We start from the raw sequence: 21,340 nt of genomic DNA, 5'->3' as shown, positions 1-21,340 counted from the left end.
TTTCATGTGTTATTACTGGATGCGTGCTCGCAAATGTGCCCGCCATTCAGACGATTCCCGACAGTGTTTCATAATTCCTCCATTTTTCTCCCTTATTGGCTGGCTACACTAGTATCATTCCGCGAAACGTTTCAGGAAGAGAAACTCTTAACGATGAAAGGCAGTTATAAATCCCGTTGGGTAATCGTAATCGTGGTGGTTATCGCCGCCATCGCCGCATTCTGGTTCTGGCAAGGCCGCAATGACTCCCAGAGTGCAACCCCAGGGGCGACGAAACAAGCGCAGCAATCGCCAGCGGGTGGTCGCCGTGGTATGCGTGCCGGCCCATTAGCTCCGGTTCAGGCGGCGACCGCAGTAGAACAGGCTGTTCCGCGTTACCTCACCGGGCTTGGCACCATTACCGCCGCTAATACTGTTACGGTGCGCAGCCGCGTGGACGGTCAATTGATGGCGTTACATTTCCAGGAAGGCCAGCAGGTCAAAGCAGGCGATTTACTGGCAGAAATTGACCCAAGCCAGTTCAAAGTTGCATTAGCACAAGCCCAGGGCCAACTGGCAAAAGATAAAGCCACGCTCGCCAACGCCCGCCGTGACCTGGCGCGTTATCAACAACTGGCAAAAACCAATCTCGTATCTCGTCAGGAACTGGATGCCCAACAAGCGCTGGTCAGTGAAACCGAAGGTACCATTAAGGCTGATGAAGCAAGCGTCGCCAGCGCGCAATTGCAACTCGACTGGAGCCGTATCACCGCACCAGTTGATGGTCGCGTTGGTCTCAAGCAGGTTGATGTTGGTAACCAAATCTCCAGTGGCGACACCACCGGGATTGTGGTGATCACCCAAACACATCCTATCGATCTGGTCTTTACTCTGCCGGAAAGCGATATCGCCACCGTTGTACAGGCACAAAAAGCCGGAAAACCGCTGGTGGTAGAAGCCTGGGATCGCACCAACTCGAAGAAGTTAAGTGAAGGCACGCTGTTAAGCCTTGATAACCAAATCGATGCCACTACCGGTACGATTAAAGTGAAAGCACGCTTTAATAATCAGGATGATGCGCTGTTTCCCAATCAGTTTGTTAACGCGCGCATGTTAGTCGACACCGAACAAAACGCCGTGGTGATCCCCACCGCCGCTCTGCAAATGGGCAACGAAGGCCATTTTGTCTGGGTACTGAATAGCGAAAACAAAGTCAGCAAACATCTGGTGACACCGGGCATTCAGGACAGTCAGAAAGTGGTGATCCGCGCAGGTATTTCTGCGGGCGACCGCGTAGTGACGGACGGAATTGATCGCCTGACCGAAGGGGCGAAAGTGGAAGTGGTGGAAGCCCAGAGCGCCACTACTCCGGAAGAGAAAGCCACCAGCCGCGAATACGCGAAAAAAGGAGCACGCTCCTGATGCAGGTGTTACCCCCGAGCAGCACAGGCGGCCCGTCGCGCCTGTTTATTATGCGTCCTGTCGCCACCACGCTGCTGATGGTGGCGATCTTACTCGCCGGGATTATCGGTTATCGCGCCCTGCCCGTTTCGGCGCTGCCGGAAGTGGACTATCCAACCATTCAGGTGGTCACGCTTTATCCAGGTGCGAGCCCGGATGTCATGACCTCTGCCGTTACCGCGCCGCTCGAACGCCAGTTCGGGCAGATGTCTGGCCTGAAACAGATGTCGTCGCAAAGTTCCGGCGGTGCGTCAGTTATCACTTTACAGTTCCAGCTAACATTGCCGCTGGATGTCGCCGAGCAGGAAGTGCAGGCCGCGATTAACGCTGCGACCAACCTGCTACCGAGCGATCTGCCTAACCCGCCGGTTTACAGCAAAGTGAACCCGGCAGATCCACCGATCATGACGCTCGCTGTCACCTCAACCGCCATGCCGATGACGCAGGTGGAAGATATGGTGGAAACCCGCGTCGCGCAGAAAATCTCGCAGATTTCCGGCGTAGGGCTGGTCACACTTTCCGGCGGGCAGCGTCCGGCGGTACGCGTAAAACTCAACGCTCAGGCAATTGCCGCTCTCGGCCTGACCAGCGAAAGTGTGCGCACCGCTATTACTGGCGCGAACGTTAACTCAGCGAAAGGGAGCCTTGACGGCCCTTCTCGCGCGGTCACGCTTTCCGCGAACGACCAGATGCAATCGGCAGAAGAGTATCGTCAGTTGATTATCGCTTATCAGAACGGCGCACCAATTCGTCTTGGCGATGTCGCTACTGTAGAGCAAGGAGCAGAAAACAGCTGGCTCGGCGCGTGGGCGAACAAAGAACAGGCCATTGTGATGAATGTTCAGCGCCAGCCCGGTGCTAACATTATCTCCACCGCCGACAGCATCCGGCAGATGCTACCACAGCTCACCGAGAGTCTGCCGAAATCGGTGAAGGTGACGGTACTTTCTGACCGTACCACCAATATCCGCGCATCGGTCGACGATACCCAGTTTGAGCTGATGATGGCTATCGCGCTGGTAGTCATGATTATCTACCTGTTTTTGCGCAATATTCCGGCGACCATCATTCCCGGCGTCGCAGTGCCGCTGTCGTTAATCGGCACCTTCGCGGTCATGGTGTTTCTCGATTTTTCAATCAATAACCTGACGCTGATGGCACTAACCATCGCCACCGGATTTGTGGTCGATGACGCCATCGTGGTGATCGAGAACATTTCCCGCTATATCGAAAAAGGCGAAAAACCGTTGGCGGCGGCGCTCAAAGGCGCGGGTGAAATCGGCTTTACCATTATCTCGCTGACCTTCTCGCTGATTGCGGTGTTGATCCCCTTGCTGTTTATGGGCGATATCGTCGGGCGACTGTTCCGCGAATTTGCTATTACCCTGGCAGTCGCGATTTTGATCTCGGCGGTGGTGTCGCTGACCCTGACACCGATGATGTGCGCGCGGATGCTCAGCCAGGAGTCGCTGCGTAAACAGAACCGCTTCTCCCGTGCCTCGGAGAAAATGTTCGACAGGATAATCGCCGCCTATGGTCGTGGACTGGCGAAAGTGCTGAATCATCCGTGGCTGACCTTAAGCGTGGCGCTCAGCACGCTGCTGCTTAGCGTGCTGCTGTGGGTATTCATTCCGAAAGGTTTCTTCCCGGTGCAGGACAACGGCATTATTCAGGGCACTTTGCAGGCACCGCAATCCAGCTCCTTTGCGAATATGGCCCAGCGGCAACGCCAGGTCGCGGACGTGATTTTGCAGGATCCGGCAGTGCAAAGTTTGACCTCATTTGTTGGCGTTGATGGCACTAACCCGTCGCTGAACAGTGCGCGTTTACAGATCAATCTCAAACCACTGGATGAACGAGATGACCGGGTGCAAAAAGTCATCGCCCGTCTGCAAACGGCGGTGGATAAAGTGCCGGGCGTCGATCTCTTCCTGCAACCAACGCAGGACCTGACTATTGATACTCAGGTCAGCCGCACCCAGTACCAGTTTACCTTGCAGGCCACGTCACTGGATGCGCTCAGTACCTGGGTGCCACAGTTGATGGAAAAACTCCAGCAGCTGCCACAGCTTTCTGATGTCTCCAGCGACTGGCAGGACAAAGGGCTGGTGGCGTATGTCAATGTCGACAGGGACAGCGCCAGCCGCCTGGGGATCAGCATGGCGGATGTCGATAACGCCCTGTACAACGCGTTTGGTCAGCGACTGATTTCCACTATTTATACTCAGGCTAACCAGTATCGCGTGGTACTGGAACACAACACCGAAAATACCCCAGGCCTCGCGGCGCTGGATACCATTCGCCTGACCAGCAGCGACGGTGGCGTGGTGCCGTTAAGCTCAATTGCCAAAATTGAGCAGCGTTTTGCGCCGCTTTCCATCAACCATCTGGATCAGTTCCCGGTAACGACTATCTCCTTTAACGTGCCGGATAACTATTCGCTGGGCGATGCGGTGCAGGCGATTATGGACACAGAGAAGACGCTGAATCTGCCGGTGGATATCACCACGCAGTTCCAGGGCAGCACCCTCGCCTTCCAGTCGGCGCTGGGCAGCACGGTCTGGCTGATTGTCGCGGCGGTGGTGGCGATGTATATCGTGCTCGGCATTCTGTACGAGAGCTTTATTCACCCGATCACCATTCTCTCGACGCTACCCACCGCAGGGGTCGGCGCGCTGCTGGCGTTAATGATTGCCGGTAGCGAACTGGATGTGATTGCCATTATCGGCATTATTTTGCTGATCGGTATCGTGAAGAAGAACGCCATCATGATGATCGACTTCGCGCTGGCTGCTGAGCGCGAGCAAGGCATGTCGCCGCGCGAAGCTATTTACCAGGCTTGTCTGTTGCGTTTTCGTCCGATCCTGATGACCACTCTGGCGGCTCTGCTTGGTGCGCTGCCGCTGATGTTGAGTACCGGGGTCGGCGCGGAACTGCGTCGTCCGTTAGGTATCGGCATGGTCGGCGGTCTGATTGTCAGCCAGGTGCTGACGCTGTTTACCACGCCGGTGATTTATCTGCTGTTCGACCGTCTGGCATTGTGGACCAAAAGCCGCTTTGCCCGTCATGAAGAGGAGGCGTAAGTGAAGTTTTTTGCCCTCTTCATTTACCGCCCGGTGGCGACGATTTTACTGTCGGTCGCCATTACCCTGTGCGGCATACTGGGTTTCCGTATGCTGCCAGTCGCCCCGCTGCCGCAGGTCGATTTTCCGGTGATCATGGTCAGCGCCTCGCTGCCCGGTGCGTCACCAGAAACAATGGCGTCTTCCGTTGCCACGCCGCTGGAGCGCTCACTTGGGCGCATTGCCGGAGTCAGCGAAATGACCTCCAGCAGTTCGCTCGGCAGCACGCGCATTATTTTGCAGTTTGATTTTGACCGGGATATCAACGGCGCAGCGCGCGATGTGCAGGCGGCGATCAACGCCGCGCAAAGTCTGCTACCCAGCGGGATGCCCAGCCGTCCGACCTATCGCAAAGCGAACCCGTCGGATGCGCCAATTATGATCCTCACGCTGACATCCGATACTTATTCGCAGGGTGAACTGTACGATTTCGCCTCGACACAGCTGGCTCCGACGATTTCGCAAATCGACGGTGTCGGTGATGTCGATGTTGGCGGCAGCTCGCTGCCCGCCGTACGCGTCGGGCTGAACCCGCAAGCGCTGTTTAATCAGGGCGTGTCGCTGGACGATGTGCGCACCGCCATCAGCAATGCCAACGTACGTAAACCGCAGGGGGCGCTGGAAGATGATACTCACCGCTGGCAGATCCAGACTAACGATGAACTGAAAACCGCCGCTGAATATCAGCCGCTGATTATTCATTACAACAACGGCGGCGCGGTTCGTCTGGGCGATGTGGCGACGGTGACCGACTCTGTACAAGATGTACGTAACGCCGGGATGACCAACGCCAAACCGGCTATTTTGCTGATGATCCGCAAGCTGCCGGAAGCCAATATTATCCAGACGGTAGACAGCATCCGCGCCCGTCTGCCGGAATTACAATCCACCATTCCGGCGGCGATTGATCTGCAAATTGCCCAGGATCGCTCCCCTACTATCCGCGCGTCGCTGGAAGAGGTTGAGCAGACGCTGATTATCTCGGTGGCGCTGGTGATTCTGGTGGTGTTTTTGTTCCTGCGTTCGGGTCGCGCCACCATTATTCCCGCCGTTGCGGTGCCGGTTTCGCTGATTGGTACGTTTGCGGCGATGTACCTGTGTGGTTTCAGTCTCAATAATCTTTCGTTAATGGCGCTCACCATCGCCACTGGCTTTGTGGTGGATGACGCCATCGTGGTGCTGGAAAACATTGCCCGTCATCTGGAGGCGGGGATGAAACCGCTACAGGCCGCGCTGCAAGGTACTCGTGAAGTCGGCTTTACGGTGCTGTCGATGAGTCTGTCACTGGTGGCGGTGTTCCTGCCGCTGCTGTTGATGGGCGGATTGCCGGGTCGCCTGTTACGCGAGTTTGCCGTGACGCTTTCTGTCGCCATTGGTATTTCGCTGCTGGTTTCCCTGACGTTAACGCCGATGATGTGCGGCTGGATGCTAAAAGCCAGCAAGCCGCGCGAGCAAAAGCGACTGCGTGGCTTTGGTCGCATGTTGGTTGCTCTTCAACAAGGCTACGGCAAGTCGCTAAAATGGGTGCTCAATCATACCCGTCTGGTGGGCGTGGTGCTGCTTGGCACCATTGCGCTGAATATCTGGCTGTATATCTCGATCCCGAAAACCTTCTTCCCGGAGCAGGACACCGGCGTACTGATGGGCGGGATACAGGCTGACCAGAGTATTTCGTTTCAGGCGATGCGCGGTAAGTTGCAGGACTTCATGAAAATTATCCGTGACGATCCGGCGGTGGATAATGTCACCGGCTTTACCGGCGGTTCACGGGTGAACAGTGGAATGATGTTTATCACCCTTAAACCACGCGGCGAGCGGAGCGAAACGGCCCAACAGATTATCGATCGCTTGCGTAAAAAACTGGCGAAAGAACCGGGAGCGAATCTGTTCCTGATGGCGGTACAGGATATTCGCGTTGGCGGACGTCAGGCTAACGCCAGTTACCAGTACACGTTGTTATCCGACGACCTGGCGGCACTGCGCGAATGGGAGCCGAAAATCCGCAAAAAACTGGCGACATTGCCAGAGCTGGCTGATGTTAACTCCGATCAGGAAGATAATGGCGCGGAGATGAACCTTATTTACGATCGCGACACTATGGCGCGATTGGGAATTGACGTGCAAGCCGCCAACAGCCTGTTAAATAACGCCTTCGGTCAGCGGCAAATCTCGACCATTTACCAGCCGATGAACCAGTACAAAGTGGTGATGGAAGTGGATCCGCGCTATACCCAGGACATCAGTGCACTGGAAAAAATGTTCGTTATCAATAACGAAGGAAAAGCGATCCCGCTGTCATATTTCGCTAAATGGCAACCGGCGAACGCTCCACTGTCGGTGAATCATCAGGGATTATCGGCGGCCTCGACCATTTCGTTCAACCTGCCGACCGGGAAATCGCTCTCGGACGCCAGTGCGGCGATCGATCGCGCAATGACCCAGCTTGGTGTGCCTTCGACGGTGCGCGGCAGTTTTGCCGGAACAGCGCAAGTGTTCCAGGAGACGATGAACTCACAGGTGATCCTGATTATCGCCGCCATCGCCACGGTATATATCGTACTGGGTATCCTTTACGAGAGTTATGTGCATCCACTGACGATTCTCTCCACCCTACCCTCGGCGGGCGTCGGAGCGCTGTTGGCGCTGGAGCTGTTCAATGCCCCGTTCAGCCTAATTGCGCTGATAGGGATCATGTTATTAATCGGCATCGTGAAGAAAAACGCCATTATGATGGTCGATTTTGCGCTTGAAGCCCAACGGCACGGTAACCTGACGCCGCAGGAAGCTATTTTCCAGGCCTGTCTGCTGCGTTTTCGCCCGATCATGATGACTACCCTGGCGGCGCTGTTTGGTGCGCTACCGCTGGTATTGTCGGGCGGTGACGGCTCGGAGTTGCGCCAACCATTGGGGATCACCATTGTCGGCGGTCTGGTCATGAGCCAGCTTCTGACGCTGTATACCACGCCGGTGGTGTATCTCTTTTTCGACCGTCTGCGACTGCGTTTTTCGCGTAAACCTAAACAAGCGGTAACCGAGTAAATGACAGATCTTCCCGACAGCACCCGCTGGCAATTGTGGATTGTGGCTTTCGGCTTCTTTATGCAGTCGCTGGACACCACCATCGTTAACACCGCGCTTCCCTCAATGGCGCAAAGCCTCGGGGAAAGTCCGTTGCATATGCACATGGTCATTGTCTCTTATGTACTGACCGTGGCGGTGATGCTGCCCGCCAGCGGCTGGCTGGCGGACAAAGTCGGCGTGCGCAATATTTTCTTTACCGCCATCGTGCTGTTTACTCTCGGTTCACTGTTTTGCGCGCTTTCCGGCACGCTGAACGAACTGTTGCTGGCACGCGCGTTACAGGGCGTTGGCGGCGCGATGATGGTGCCGGTCGGCAGGTTGACGGTGATGAAAATCGTACCGCGCGAGCAATATATGGCGGCGATGACCTTTGTCACGCTGCCCGGTCAGATCGGGCCGCTGCTTGGCCCGGCGCTCGGCGGTCTGCTGGTGGAGTACGCATCGTGGCACTGGATCTTTTTGATCAACATTCCGGTGGGGATTATTGGCGCGATCGCCACACTGATGTTAATGCCGAACTACACCATGCAGACGCGGCGCTTTGATCTCTCCGGCTTTCTGTTGCTGGCGGTTGGCATGGCGGTCTTAACTCTGGCGCTGGACGGCAGTAAAGGTACAGGTTTCTCGCCGCTGGCGATTGCTGGCCTGGTCGCAGTTGGCGTGGTAGCACTGGTGCTTTATCTGCTGCACGCCCAAAATAACAACCGCGCCCTGTTCAGTCTGAAACTGTTCCGCACTCGTACCTTTTCGCTGGGCCTGGCGGGGAGCTTTGCCGGACGTATTGGCAGTGGCATGTTGCCCTTTATGACACCGGTTTTCCTGCAAATTGGTCTCGGTTTCTCGCCGTTTCATGCCGGACTGATGATGATCCCGATGGTACTCGGCAGCATGGGAATGAAGCGAATTGTGGTACAGGTAGTGAATCGCTTTGGTTATCGTTGGGTACTGGTGGCGACCACGCTGGGCCTGTCGCTGGTCACCCTGTTGTTTATGACTACCGCTCTGCTGGGCTGGTACTACGTTTTGCCGTTCGTCCTGTTTTTACAAGGAATGGTCAACTCGACGCGTTTCTCCTCCATGAACACCCTGACGCTGAAAGATCTCCCGGACAACCTGGCGAGCAGCGGCAACAGTTTGCTGTCGATGATTATGCAATTGTCGATGAGTATTGGCGTCACCATCGCCGGGCTGTTGCTGGGGCTTTTTGGTTCGCAGCATGTCAGCGTCGACAGCGGCACCACACAAACCGTCTTTATGTACACCTGGCTTAGCATGGCGTTTATCATCGCCCTTCCGGCGTTTGTCTTTGCCAGAGTGCCGAGCGATACGCATCAAAATGTGGCTATTTCACGGCGAAAAAGGAGCGCGCAATGAAGTTCTGGCGACCCGGTATTACCGGCAAACTGTTTCTGGCGATTTTCGCCACCTGCATTGTCTTATTGATCACGATGCACTGGGCGGTACGTATCAGTTTTGAGCGCGGCTTTATCGATTACATCAAGCATGGTAATGAACAACGGCTGCAAATGCTCGGCGATGCGCTTGGTGAGCAGTACGCCCAGCACGGGAACTGGCGCTTCCTGCGTAATAACGATCGCTTTGTATTTCAGATCCTACGTTCACTGGAGCATGATAACAACGAAGATAAGCCCGGCCCCGGTATGCCACCACACGGCTGGCGCACGCAATTTTGGGTGGTTGATCAAAATAATAAAGTGCTGGTTGGCCCGCGAGCACCGGTTCCACCCGACGGCACACGGCGGCCCATTATGGTCAATGGTGCGGAAGTTGGCGCGGTGATCGCCTCCCCTGTTGAACGACTGACCCGTAATACTGATATCAATTTTGACAGACAACAGCGGCAAACCAGTTGGCTGATTGTGGCTTTATCTACCTTATTAGCGGCGCTGGCGACATTCCCACTGGCGCGCGGTTTGCTGGCTCCGGTAAAACGACTGGTGGATGGCACGCACAAACTGGCAGCGGGTGATTTCACTACTCGCGTAGCCCCCACCAGCGAAGATGAGTTGGGCAGACTGGCAGAGGATTTCAATCAACTCGCCAGCACACTGGAGAAAAACCAGCAGATGCGCCGCGATTTTATGGCCGATATTTCTCATGAACTGCGCACGCCTTTAGCAGTACTGCGCGGCGAACTGGAAGCCATTCAGGATGGTGTGCGTAAATTCACGCCGGAGACGCTGGCTTCTTTACAGGCAGAAGTCGGTACGCTGACAAAACTGGTTGACGATCTCCATCAATTGTCTATGTCTGATGAAGGCGCTCTCGCCTATCAAAAAGCACCGGTAGATTTGATCCCACTGCTGGAAGTGGCGGGAGGCGCATTTCGCGAACGATTCGCCAGCCGTGGCCTGAAATTGCAATTTTCCCTGCCAGACAGTATTACCGTATTTGGCGATCGCGATCGTTTAATGCAGTTGTTCAATAACTTACTGGAAAACAGCCTGCGCTACACTGACAGCGGCGGCAGCCTGAAAATCTCTGCCGAACAGCACGACAAAACGGTGCGCCTGACCTTTGCCGACAGTGCGCCGGGTGTCAGTGACGATCAGCTACAAAAATTGTTTGAACGTTTTTATCGCACCGAAGGTTCCCGCAACCGCGCCAGCGGTGGTTCCGGGCTGGGGCTGGCGATTTGCCTGAACATTGTTGAAGCACATAACGGCCGCATTATTGCCGCCCATTCGCCTTTTGGCGGGCTTAGCATTACAGTAGAGTTACCGCTGGAACGGGATTTACAGAGAGAAGTATGACCGAGTTACCAATCGACGAAAACACACCGCGTATTTTGATCGTGGAAGATGAACCGAAGCTGGGGCAGTTGCTCATTGATTATCTGCGTGCTGCGAGCTATGCGCCAACGTTGATTAGCCACGGCGATCAGGTACTGCCATATGTGCGCCAGACACCACCGGATCTGATCCTGTTGGATCTGATGCTCCCTGGCACCGATGGCCTGACGCTGTGCCGGGAAATTCGTCGTTTTTCTGACATTCCGATCGTGATGGTGACGGCAAAAATCGAAGAGATCGACCGCCTGCTGGGGTTGGAGATTGGCGCAGATGACTATATCTGCAAGCCGTACAGCCCACGGGAAGTGGTAGCGCGCGTCAAAACCATTTTGCGCCGTTGCAAACCGCAGCGTGAGTTGCAGCAACAGGATGCTGAAAGCCCGTTGATTATCGACGAAGGTCGTTTTCAGGCTTCCTGGCGCGGTAAAATGCTTGACCTGACGCCTGCAGAATTTCGTCTGCTGAAAACGCTCTCTCATGAACCAGGAAAAGTGTTCTCCCGCGAGCAGTTGCTGAACCATCTTTATGACGACTACCGCGTGGTAACCGACCGTACCATCGACAGCCACATTAAAAACCTGCGCCGCAAGCTGGAATCTCTCGACGCCGAACAGTCATTTATCCGCGCCGTTTACGGCGTCGGTTACCGCTGGGAAGCCGACGCCTGCCGCATCGTTTAACATTTTTACCTGCCGGAGATGGCCTTCAGACCAGATCCGGCAACATTATCCCACGCATGGTCAGCAAACTGACATTATCTCTCCGCCCTGGCAGGCACCAGAAAATCGCTCATACTTTAATTGGCAAACAGTACCTTTAGATGCTGTTTTCGATACGCAATTTCAATCAAGGAGTCATTATGGCTGGTTGGTTTGAACTCAGTAAGAGCAGTGATAATCAGTTCCGGTTTGTGCTAAAAGCGGGCAATGGTGAGACTATCCTCACCAGCGAGCTGTATACCTCAAAAGCCTCTGCGGAAAAGGGCATCGCGTCGGTGCGTAGCAACAGCCCGCAAGAAGAACGCTATGAGAAAAAAACGGCAAGCAATGGCAAATTCTATTTCAATCTGAAAGCCGCCAATCATCAAATTATCGGCTCCAGCCAGATGTATGCCACCGCGCAATCTCGTGAAACCGGAATTGCCTCCGTTAAAGTAAATGGCACAAGCCAGACGGTGAAAGACAATACGTAATTACGATGCCGGGCGTAGGTTGTTGGCGTCCGGCGCTTTACCAGTTACCCCCACAGCGCTACAATGCCCGCCCTTAAAGTGGGGGCACTCCCCTAACCGCTTCATCAGGTGAAGCGGCTCTGACCTGTCATCAGAACGAGAGAATTATGTTTAAACCGGAACTCCTTTCCCCGGCGGGAACGCTGAAAAATATGCGTTACGCTTTCGCTTATGGCGCAGATGCTGTTTATGCGGGCCAGCCGCGTTACTCCCTGCGTGTGCGCAACAACGAATTCAACCACGAAAATCTTCAGCTCGGCATCAATGAAGCCCACGCGCTGGGGAAAAAGTTTTATGTCGTGGTCAACATTGCACCGCACAACGCCAAGCTGAAAACCTTTATCCGTGACCTGAAACCGGTGGTGGAAATGGGGCCGGATGCGCTGATTATGTCCGATCCAGGGCTGATTATGCTGGTGCGTGAGCACTTCCCGGAAATGCCAATCCACCTCTCGGTACAGGCTAACGCCGTAAACTGGGCGACGGTGAAATTCTGGCAGCAAATGGGTCTGACCCGCGTGATCCTCTCTCGCGAACTGTCACTGGAAGAGATTGAAGAGATCCGCAATCAGGTGCCGGATATGGAGATCGAAATCTTCGTTCACGGCGCGCTGTGCATGGCCTACTCCGGTCGCTGCCTGCTCTCTGGCTATATCAACAAGCGCGACCCGAACCAGGGCACCTGCACCAACGCCTGCCGCTGGGAGTATAACGTCCAGGAAGGGAAAGAAGATGACGTCGGCAACATCGTACACAAGTACGAGCCGATTCCGGTGCAAAATGTTGAGCCGACGCTGGGTATCGGCGCGCCAACCGACAAAGTGTTTATGATCGAAGAAGCCCAGCGTCCGGGCGAGTATATGACCGCGTTTGAAGATGAGCACGGCACTTACATCATGAACTCGAAAGATCTGCGCGCCATCGCCCATGTTGAACGCCTGACCAAAATGGGCGTGCATTCGCTGAAAATCGAAGGCCGTACCAAATCTTTCTACTATTGCGCACGCACCGCGCAGGTTTACCGTAAAGCTATCGATGACGCCGCTGCGGGCAAACCGTTCGATACCAGCCTGCTGGAAACTCTGGAAGGTCTGGCGCATCGTGGCTATACCGAAGGTTTCCTGCGTCGTCATACCCACGACGATTATCAGAACTACGAATACGGTTATTCGGTTTCTGACCGTCAGCAGTTTGTTGGTGAGTTTACCGGTGAGCGCAAGGGGGAGCTCGCGGCGGTAGCGGTGAAAAATAAATTCTCCGTTGGCGACAGCCTTGAGCTGATGACGCCGCAAGGCAACATTAACTTTACCCTTGAGCACATGGAAAACGCCAAAGGTGAAGCAATGCCGGTCGCACCAGGCGATGGTTATACTGTGTGGCTCCCGGTGCCGCAGGATCTTGAGCTAAATTACGCGCTGCTGATGCGTAATTTCTCCGGGGAAACCACGCGTAACCCCCACGGTAAGTGATTAATTTCGATTATTTTTCCCGGATGGAAAATTCTTAGAAACCGATCACATACAGCTGCATTTATTAAGGTTATCATCCGTTTCGCTGAAAAACATAACCCATAAAATGCTAGCTGTACCAGGAACCACCTCCTTAGCCTGTGTAATCTCCCTTACACGGGCTTATTTTTTACGCATAATACAATGAAATAAAAGGATTTATTTCTGGTCACGTCCACACATTGACCACATCGACAAAAAAGCCCCTCGACTGAGGGGCTTCCTGTTTGTAATTACATCCACATAATTTGCTGCCCTGACGGCAACGGGTGCGGTCTTACGGCGTGGACTTCTCCCGGCTTCACGATGTATCGCTGTACCGACTCATAAGTGATGAACGTGGCGCTGCAATTCACGTTCTGACACTGGTGATAACGCTCTTTTGTCGTGTCAGTGATATAGCGGCTTGTACGCGCATGTGCGGCATGCTGGCATAAAGGACAATGAAACATCGCGAGCACCTCTTCCGGTTTTGTTGATGGTGCCATTTTAGTTAATTTATCCTTATAAAACAAACAGATAAAATAAAAACATCACTCATCATCTTCTGTTTCGTACTCCACATCAGAAAGCCTGACCTCAAGCTCCAAGGACGTCGTGAAGCCGCTATTATTCAGAAAATGTGTCACCTTAGTGATTGTCCAGTCCTGCTCGTCTATGACGCGCTTAAAGCCTGACACTTTAACCGGTGTTTCCGTGTAAATATCAGCACGACCGGTAGCCAGACTGATGGAGAACTCCGCAACGCCCCGTTGCAGCTTATCCCACTTCGCCTGAGCGGCGCGCATGGCCTGCGCTTTCGTGGCATATACCGTGGTCAGGGCAAAAACGTTGTCAGCCTCACCGGCCATGTATTCACCTTCACGCGCTTCCGGTACTTTAGGCGCTTTCTTCTGCCTGACCGGTTTCGCGTTCGGGTGCTCCAGTGCGCGCAGGTGTTTCTCTTTCTTTTTGCGTTTCAGTTTTACCTTCTGCTTTTGCGGTTTCGGGTCTTTGGTGTGTAACCACTTTGCCGTTACGCCTGTATAGGCTCCGCGGTCAGCAATCGCAAAATGATGACGGTCGCCGTCGCTGCGGGTGATGGTAATCTGCGGGATTTTTTTACCGCTGGCCGTCACCCCCTGCCCCGCTTTGAGAAACAGCAGTTTTCCCATTTTTACCGACACCTCACCGCCGTTGCGTTCAGCAAGACGGGTCAGGAATTTCGCATCAGACTCCTGCGACTGGTCGATGTGCGGGATTTTAATTCCTGCCAGTGACGGCGCGACACTGGCTTCCAGCCTGTTACGGGAGGCTATCGCCTCAACAATCGCACCGAGCGTGGTGTCATGCCATGAGCCTTCACGGCGGGAATTGAGCGTCCCGCGAAAATCTGCACTCCGGGCGCGGATGGTGACCACATCCGGTGCGCCCCGGTGTTCAACCTCATCAACGGTGAATTTCCCTTTGCATACCAGGGCAAAACCTTTCCAGCCGATATACACCGTCAGGACAGCGCCACGAACCGGCAGCCCGACCTGCCCGTCGGCATCGTTCAGTTCAATATCAAGCTGGTCAGCCTCAAAGCCCCGGTTATCCGTCAGGGTCATACTCATCAGACGGTCGCTGATATTGCCGGTAATATCCCTGCTGTCGAGCATCAGCATGTAATCCGGCGTCAGCGTACTGCCTGCATCAAATGTCAGCGCATCCAGCATTATTCCGCCCCCGTCATCCCCGTGAATTTAGTCGCCATACTGCCAGCCTTACCGATGAGCGATTCTGCCTGTTTACCGATATCGCCATAAAGCGCGGCCAGTGATTCATCCACGCGGGTGAGTGACAGCGTAAAATCAATTTTCCGGGGTGTGCCGTCTGCAAAGAAAATACTCCCTGTTTCACTCACCCTGCTGATGACATACATGCCGTAAATCATGCCTGTGCCATCCAGCAACGGCCACGCCCGGCCTTCCTCTGCCATCAGTCTGAGCGTGGTCATCGTCAGCTTGCCGCCGGTCAGTTCGGGATAAAGCACACCGGCAAGCGTCATGTTTTCCTCACCAACGCCGAGAAACTGGTAGGCATCCCGTTTACCGATACGGGAATTTGACGGCCAGCGATAATCTGATTCACGCTGCATGGTCTGGTGTGGCAGCGTCTGGCGCATAAAAACAAACATACCTAACGCGAGCATCATTTTTCGTCACCTCCTTAACCGTCATGCATCATGCTGGCACGGGCGCGCGCACGTTTATCCCGCTCATATTTTTCGAGCGCATCCTGTAACTGGCGGTCGAGCTGAGTCCCCGGCGCAGTACCGCCCGTCAGACTGATGTGATATTCGTTTTTACTCTGGTCCACATAAGAGCGGCCAGCCGGTGCCGTAACCGGCTGATAAGCCTGATAGCCTGCATAAGAGCTGGTCGCCGGAATATAACCACCGGTGCCATACGTGGCGGCATGAGTTCTGGCGGCGGTCTGGTCAAGTGTGTCTGACTCTTTGTTGATAACACCGAGTTTTTCCAGTACCCAGTCAATACCACTGCGCAGTTTGTTGAACGCATTAAGCGGCAGCATCAACGCGTCAGCCAGTGCCTGCCCGAACATGACGCCCGTGTCACGGCAACGGTTCAGGGTGTCCTGGGTGGCTTTAACCGGGGCAATCAGGTTTTTAAACCACTGCCACGCGGCCTGTAACTTTTCGCCCAACCAGTCAAACACCGGCTTAAGTGGCGTGAACAGTTCCCCCACCGGCGCAAATGCCGCTTTCAGCCCTTCCACCACACCGCCAAAGAATGCGCTGACAGGCTCCCAGTATTTACGGATAAGCAACGCCCCGGCGACAATGGCGGCCACCACGGCCCCAACCGGCCAGCTAATCGCTCCGATGGCGGTCATAACAGCACTGCCAACCGTCGTGAAGATTGCCCCCATTGCGCCTGCTGCCGCGATGATGGCATTGATGCCGGTGATAACCGGCCAGGCTACGAGGCCAATGGCACCGATGACACCAATCAGTGCCAGTGCACCACCGACAATAAGTCCGATGGTTGACGCCAGTGATTTGTTTTTCTGGATCCAGCCGTCGAGTTTTAACACATACTTTGTGGCCGTCTGCGTGAGCTTACGCAGTGCGCCTTCCTGCTGGTCAAACAGGTCAGTCCCCACCGCCTCATAAGCGGACTGAAACTCTTTAAAGTCACCGCCTAGGTTGTCCTGCATGATATTTACCAGCTCGGCGGTCTTCCCGTCTGAGGCTTTAAACGCAGCGGTCAGTTTGTCCAGCTTTCCGGTTGAGGCGGCAGTCATCAGCACGGCGGCGGCTGAGCTGGCCTCCTCCCCGAAAATAGTTTTCATGTATTCAGCCTGCTGGGCAGTACCGAGCCGGTTTTTCTCAAAGCTGGCCTGCATTTCTTTCAGAATGGTAAATACTGGCCGGGTGTTTCCCTTACTGTCTGAGGTTTTCACGCCAAGCTCTTTCAGTGCATCCCATGCTTTTCCCGTCGGTGCCTGCAGGCGGCTTAACACGGCACGGCTTCCCGTCCCCGCCATTGAACCGGTAATTTTTGCATCATGCAGCGCCCCGACCATTGCGGCGGTTTCTTCAATGCTGACACCAGCATTTTTTGACACAGGTGCGGCATAGGTCAGCGCATCGCTCATGCCATCAAAATCGGCGGCGGTTTTGTTCATCGTCATGGAGAGAACATCCCCGATATGAGCGACCTTATCGTTTGAAAGCTGAAAGGCGGATTTCATCCCCATCAGCAGGGCGGCGTTTTCTTCCATCGTGCGGCGGTTCGCCAGCGCCATGTTCAGCGTGACCGGCGTTGCCGCCTGAATGGCATCAACATCCCCACCCGCTTTCGCGATGATAATCTGTGCACCGGCTGCATCATCTGCCGAGGCGGCGGTATTGTCGCCGAGCTGGCGCGCCTGCTTGCGTAGCGCGGCCATTTCGGCAGAGTCTTTTTCCACACCGAGCACGGCCTGTAATTCTGAGTTTTTCTGCGCAAACTCATAACCGGGCATCAGCAGCTTAACTCCGGCCATCGTTCCCGCCGCCGCAATACCCACACCGGCAGCGCCCACCGAGGCCATATTTCCGGCCAGTTCCTTTCCGACCTGATAACGCTGTTTTACTGCATTAAGTTTTGCCTGTTGCGCACTGACACGCGCCAGCGCATCACGCTGACGGTTAAGCTGTGTGGTGGTTTCGCTGATACGATTTTTCAGCCCTCGTTCATCATGCGCCAGATTACGGGTATTAATACCCGCCTGACTCAATTCCTGACGCTGGCGCTGTACCGACAATCTCAGGCTGTTATATTTCGCCTGTAACTCAGACGCGTTTTTACGCGCGGCTTCCATTGCCTTTGCCTGTGCATTTGTCGGTCGTTCAGTATTTGTAAACTGGACAGCCAGAGCTGCGGCTTCCTGTCTGGCTTTTTTCAGTTCCTGACCAGTCACGGCGAGCTGCGCACTGGTCTTGCGAAATCCCTCAATACGGGACGCCTGACCGTTCAGCTCGCGCAGTGATTTTTGTGTTTCCCGGATATCCCCCGACAGCGACTTGCTCGCTGTGCGGATGGATTTAAACGGGCGGGATGCCTGGTCAACAGCCCTGAGCAATACCTGTAATTTTACATTGTTACTCATTCGTGTTTCCGCTTCGCCGGAGCGCCTTTTCGCGCCATGTGATGAGTTCGGTCAGACTCATGGGATACAGTTCTGATGGCGGCCAGTGAAATATCACTGCCACATCCGCCATCAGGTCATCGACCGACAGATTTTTCGGAAACGTCACTGCACCGAGTTCGGCGACAAAAAACCGACCACCTTACCGGCCAGCGCCACAAGGTCAGGCAGTTCCAGCGCGGCGACTTCCTGCTCGGTCAGCATCGGTGCCGTCATGCGCGGCAGCACTTTAATCAGTGCATCGACTTCGGAGTTTGCGACCGCAGCCAGACTGACACCGCGCAGCGTCCCGGCATTGGGTTTCATCAGCGTGACCTGTTCGATGACCTGCTCACCACGCTTGACCGGATTGTCCAGGGTAATCACATTTTCTTTGTTCATGGTTTTCTCACTTCTGAATCGGGGGTTAACCGGTCAGCCTGGCTGACCGGATGAAAATCACAGGCCGATATTGCGGCGGTGTTGCTCCAGCCGGTCGACGCCGTTCACCTTCTCAATCATGTTGATGGTGTCAATTTCGACCAGCTCCTTACCGTCCATCGTCAGCCGGAAATAGGTGCAGACCACGGAGATTTTCGACTCGGTGTCTTCTCCCTGCTTACCCTCACCGGTGTCGATTTCTTTCTGACGGCCACGCATGACCACTTCGACGGCCACCGTTTCGCCGGTATCGTCGCGCTGGTAAGAGCCTGCAAAACGAATCGGCACGGCATCCACGCCGGTTGCGGCGTAAAGCTCCCAGATAACCGAATCCGGGAAGCCACCGAGCGACCACTCCATTGACAGCGCATCGTCATCAAGGCCGAGGTCTACCGGTGCGCTGCCGTTCATCCCCGCACCGCGATAGTTTTCGAGCTTACGGGTCAGTTTTGGCAGCGTGACGGACTTCGCGACGCCCTGATAGCTGTAGCCGTTCAGAAAGACGTTCATTAACTTGAGTTTGCGCGGCATTGCCATCGGTCAGGCTCCTTAATTGCTGTTAACCGAGGTGACCAGATTTGCCAGGTATTTATCGGTAATACGCTGGCGCAGGGTCAGGTTTTCGAGAGGAGGCACCGGTGTATAGTCGTAGTCGATATACAGTTTTCCGGCCTTGAGGGTTTCCGCATCGTTGGATTCTTCGCTGAACCAGCATGAGCCATCCACGATATAGCCGTTTGTTTTCAGCTCACGGAATTTGGCATTGATGCCGTCAACGATATCGCGAATCAGCGTTGCGGTGATGGGCTTGTCCACCGCCCACATGTGCGCCTCAGCCATCGTGTCGGCCAGCACCTGCGCGGTGCGGGTGTAGTTTTCAAAGAGAAACAGTGGGTCATCAGAGCAGGTACGGTTACCCCAGAAGCGGAAACCGTCGCGGCGAATCAGCGTAGTGACGCCTGACTCGTTAAGCAGGTCAGCATCGGTGCCGGACTCCTGCAAATCCCAGAATACAGAGGCGCTGATGCCGGTAACACCGTTTACCCCGACGTTGGACAGCGTTTTATGCCAGCCCTGCTCCTGGTCGATTTTAGCGCGCAGACCCAGCGCACGGGCGGTGGCATACGCGGTGGCGGTGGTACTGGTGACCGTATCCCATGCGAGGAAATCCGGCCAGATGACCATCAGCTCACGCTGGCTGAAATTCTGGCGGTAGGCTTTCACCTCGGAAATGGTTTTACAGCCCCATGCGCTGATATACCCGAAAGCGCGCAGCTTCTGACAGACGGATGCCAGTGCAACAGCCACCTCTTTGGTATCCAGTCCCGGCACACCGAGAATACGCGGTTTAACACCGGTTACCGACTCCGCCGCCAGCAGGGCTTTCAGTCCGGTGTACTGACCGTTTTCGTCAGTGGTGCCGATGATATTGGAAACGGTCTGCGCGAGTTTCGTTTCTTCGTCGTCGCCGGTGCCGTCTTCCACGCGCACGACAACGGTGACCGGTTTTGACTGGTCAGCGATGGCCTGCAACGATGCCGCCAGCGTGCCTTTTTTACCGGCCTTTGCAATCGCGCTCTGCACATTGGTGATCAGCACCGGTTTATTGAGGGGGAAGGTTTCCGCATCCGCATCGCTGGCCGTGCAGACCATGCCAACAATGGCGGTGGATACGGTGGAAATGACGCGGGTGCCGTCGTTAATCTCCAGCACCTGCACGCCGTGATGATAGTCACTCATCCGTTTAACTCCGTGGTTAATGGGTGCAACTATTTTCTGTTGTGCGAAGCATGAGACGCTATTTGACCTGGCTGGGCAGTGGATGAAACAACAGATAAAGAAAAAGTGGGCAACTTGCCCGCCTCTATTTATTGCGGTATACCCAGCCATTCAGGATTTGTTGCTACTCATAATTACCTGCAAAGAAACAAAGAAAAGATGAAAATACAAGCTGTCTGGTACAAAGAAATCCATCAGACTTCCAACACCCCATACATGTGCCCCCCACCACGGTATGCTGCTCCGCTTCCCTTTGCGGATATTTTCTATCCATCGATTTTCAGCCAGGATATGCACGTGCGCGATGAAGAATGTCACACTACTATTGCCTTGTAAGCCCAGTTCCCGGTAAGAATAGCAACCAGCATCTGCGCTGCTACAGCACAAAGCGAGTGTATATTTGGGGGGAATATCCTTCATAAACTGTTCGACGAAACCACGCTGTGGTTTCTCTTGTTATCAAACCGAGTGGCATTATCACTAGTTTTACTAAATTACCAACTTCACTGTGAATGATATGCATGATAGAATCAGAAAATTAAATTATACAGATCTTAATCAATTCCGCGTTTTATGCCCGTTGCTTCCACGGGCTTTTTTTAAAAAATCACCTAAAATAAATAATTATATTCACTTTTATTCTAATACAGAATAGAATATGAAATCGTCAATTTGTACCATTAATTTTCAAATCTTCCCCGCCTTCGAGAGAATGCGGGGCTTTTTACATGAGTACAACTTCACATTAACTATTTTTATACTTATAATTTGCTTTGCTTAAAAATGTTCAAAATGTACGCCAACATATTTAATTATGCTGATTTTATCACCAACAAAACTATCACCATGCAAACAATCCCTCGTGTTAGTTATACTGCAATGCATTGCAGCATGATGTGCTGATGACTTCATTAAATCATGTCACAATGTTCAGATATAATGCTTCATGTTATGAGATAGCATTCTGAATATTCATAAACATTATTAACGTTAGAGGTTGCATAATGAAAACTGATATCACTGCCATGTCTGAAAATATAGTTGGATTCTTTGAGAAAACAACACTACGTGACCACATCAAAAAAACATGGCTATACAATGAAAACTGCTTCGTTATTGACTTCGAATATAAAGGGGTGAAATTTGCATTAGATTTCACAGCCAGCCAGCCAGCCAGCCAGCCAGCCAGCCAGCCAGCCAGCCAGCCAGCCAGCCAGCCAGCCAGCCAGCCAGCCAGCCAGCCAGCCAGCCAGCCAGCCAGCCAGCCAG

General features: G+C 54.0%; 17 protein-coding genes. 9 read left to right on the top strand and 8 right to left on the bottom strand.

The genetic code is table 11. The features are described 5' to 3' along the window. Positions 1-153: 153 nt before the first annotated feature. The 8 genes from mdtA (at position 154) to yegQ (ending at position 13,156) form a co-directional block, all read left to right on the top strand. Complete coding sequence (gene mdtA, locus ACJHYO_RS14570; protein ID WP_000678976.1) at positions 154-1,401, top strand: multidrug efflux RND transporter subunit MdtA; 1,248 nt, start codon at positions 154-156, stop codon at positions 1,399-1,401. Then, positions 1,401-4,523, top strand: a complete 3,123-nt coding sequence (gene mdtB, locus ACJHYO_RS14565; protein ID WP_001197836.1) for a multidrug efflux RND transporter permease subunit MdtB — start codon at positions 1,401-1,403, stop codon at positions 4,521-4,523. The genes mdtA and mdtB overlap by 1 nt, the downstream gene beginning before the upstream one ends. Beyond that, positions 4,524-7,601, top strand: a complete 3,078-nt coding sequence (gene mdtC / locus ACJHYO_RS14560; protein ID WP_021531419.1) for a multidrug efflux RND transporter permease subunit MdtC — start codon at positions 4,524-4,526, stop codon at positions 7,599-7,601. It begins immediately after the preceding gene. Then, positions 7,602-9,017 (top strand): MFS transporter, encoded by a 1,416-nt coding sequence (locus tag ACJHYO_RS14555; protein ID WP_000130830.1) that lies wholly within the window; start codon positions 7,602-7,604, stop codon positions 9,015-9,017. It abuts the gene before it with no gap. Continuing rightward, on the top strand, positions 9,014-10,417 hold the full coding sequence (gene baeS, locus ACJHYO_RS14550; RefSeq protein ID WP_000675178.1) for a two-component system sensor histidine kinase BaeS: 1,404 nt from the start codon (positions 9,014-9,016) through the stop codon (positions 10,415-10,417). The genes ACJHYO_RS14555 and baeS overlap by 4 nt, the downstream gene beginning before the upstream one ends. Next, the gene (gene baeR / locus ACJHYO_RS14545; protein WP_000137877.1) at positions 10,414-11,136 is read left to right on the top strand and encodes a two-component system response regulator BaeR; all 723 of its coding nucleotides are present in this window, start codon (positions 10,414-10,416) and stop codon (positions 11,134-11,136) included. The genes baeS and baeR overlap by 4 nt, the downstream gene beginning before the upstream one ends. A gap of 179 nt (positions 11,137-11,315) precedes the next feature. Then, positions 11,316-11,648: a YegP family protein gene (locus ACJHYO_RS14540; RefSeq protein ID WP_001300972.1), complete on the top strand. Its 333-nt coding sequence runs from the start codon at positions 11,316-11,318 to the stop codon at positions 11,646-11,648. Positions 11,649-11,794: 146 nt separating this feature from the next. Then, positions 11,795-13,156, top strand: a complete 1,362-nt coding sequence (gene yegQ / locus ACJHYO_RS14535) for a tRNA 5-hydroxyuridine modification protein YegQ (protein ID WP_000476019.1) — start codon at positions 11,795-11,797, stop codon at positions 13,154-13,156. A 272-nt stretch (positions 13,157-13,428) separates the two neighbouring features. Here the strand turns inward: yegQ and ogrK are convergent, their stop codons facing one another. The 8 genes from ogrK to ACJHYO_RS14495 all read right to left on the bottom strand — a co-directional run bounded on the left by ogrK (position 13,429) and on the right by ACJHYO_RS14495 (position 20,032). Beyond that, on the bottom strand, positions 13,429-13,647 hold the full coding sequence (ogrK, locus tag ACJHYO_RS14530) for a prophage transcriptional regulator OgrK (RefSeq protein ID WP_000468308.1): 219 nt from the start codon (positions 13,645-13,647) through the stop codon (positions 13,429-13,431). An 81-nt stretch (positions 13,648-13,728) separates the two neighbouring features. After that, positions 13,729-14,892: a phage late control D family protein gene (locus ACJHYO_RS14525; protein WP_075591691.1), complete on the bottom strand. Its 1,164-nt coding sequence runs from the start codon at positions 14,890-14,892 to the stop codon at positions 13,729-13,731. After that, a complete protein-coding gene (locus tag ACJHYO_RS14520) occupies positions 14,892-15,371 on the bottom strand; it encodes a phage tail protein (protein ID WP_000978914.1) in 480 nt (159 codons plus the stop codon). The genes ACJHYO_RS14525 and ACJHYO_RS14520 overlap by 1 nt, the downstream gene beginning before the upstream one ends. Before the next feature lie 14 nt (positions 15,372-15,385). Next, on the bottom strand, positions 15,386-17,833 hold the full coding sequence (locus tag ACJHYO_RS14515) for a phage tail tape measure protein (protein WP_171865114.1): 2,448 nt from the start codon (positions 17,831-17,833) through the stop codon (positions 15,386-15,388). Further along, positions 17,826-17,981 (bottom strand): GpE family phage tail protein, encoded by a 156-nt coding sequence (locus ACJHYO_RS14510; RefSeq protein ID WP_000143830.1) that lies wholly within the window; start codon positions 17,979-17,981, stop codon positions 17,826-17,828. The genes ACJHYO_RS14515 and ACJHYO_RS14510 overlap by 8 nt, the downstream gene beginning before the upstream one ends. Further along, a complete protein-coding gene (locus ACJHYO_RS14505; RefSeq protein WP_001031303.1) occupies positions 17,978-18,253 on the bottom strand; it encodes a phage tail assembly protein in 276 nt (91 codons plus the stop codon). The genes ACJHYO_RS14510 and ACJHYO_RS14505 overlap by 4 nt, the downstream gene beginning before the upstream one ends. A 57-nt stretch (positions 18,254-18,310) precedes the next feature. After that, positions 18,311-18,829, bottom strand: coding sequence for a phage major tail tube protein (locus ACJHYO_RS14500; protein WP_001251408.1), 519 nt, complete (start codon positions 18,827-18,829; stop codon positions 18,311-18,313). 12 nt (positions 18,830-18,841) lie between these two features. Then, positions 18,842-20,032 (bottom strand): phage tail sheath protein, encoded by a 1,191-nt coding sequence (locus ACJHYO_RS14495; RefSeq protein ID WP_001286717.1) that lies wholly within the window; start codon positions 20,030-20,032, stop codon positions 18,842-18,844. Positions 20,033-20,110: 78 nt separating this feature from the next. Between ACJHYO_RS14495 and ACJHYO_RS14490 the strand changes: the two genes are divergently transcribed. After that, entirely contained in the window at positions 20,111-20,407 is a 297-nt protein-coding gene (locus ACJHYO_RS14490; protein WP_171865116.1) for a hypothetical protein, read from the top strand. Positions 20,408-21,340 lie beyond the last annotated feature (933 nt).

This window comes from Escherichia sp. WS1118 (assembly GCF_046487695.1).
GTDB classification, from domain to species: domain Bacteria; phylum Pseudomonadota; class Gammaproteobacteria; order Enterobacterales; family Enterobacteriaceae; genus Escherichia; species Escherichia coli.
This window is presented reverse-complemented; position numbering and strand designations above follow the sequence as displayed.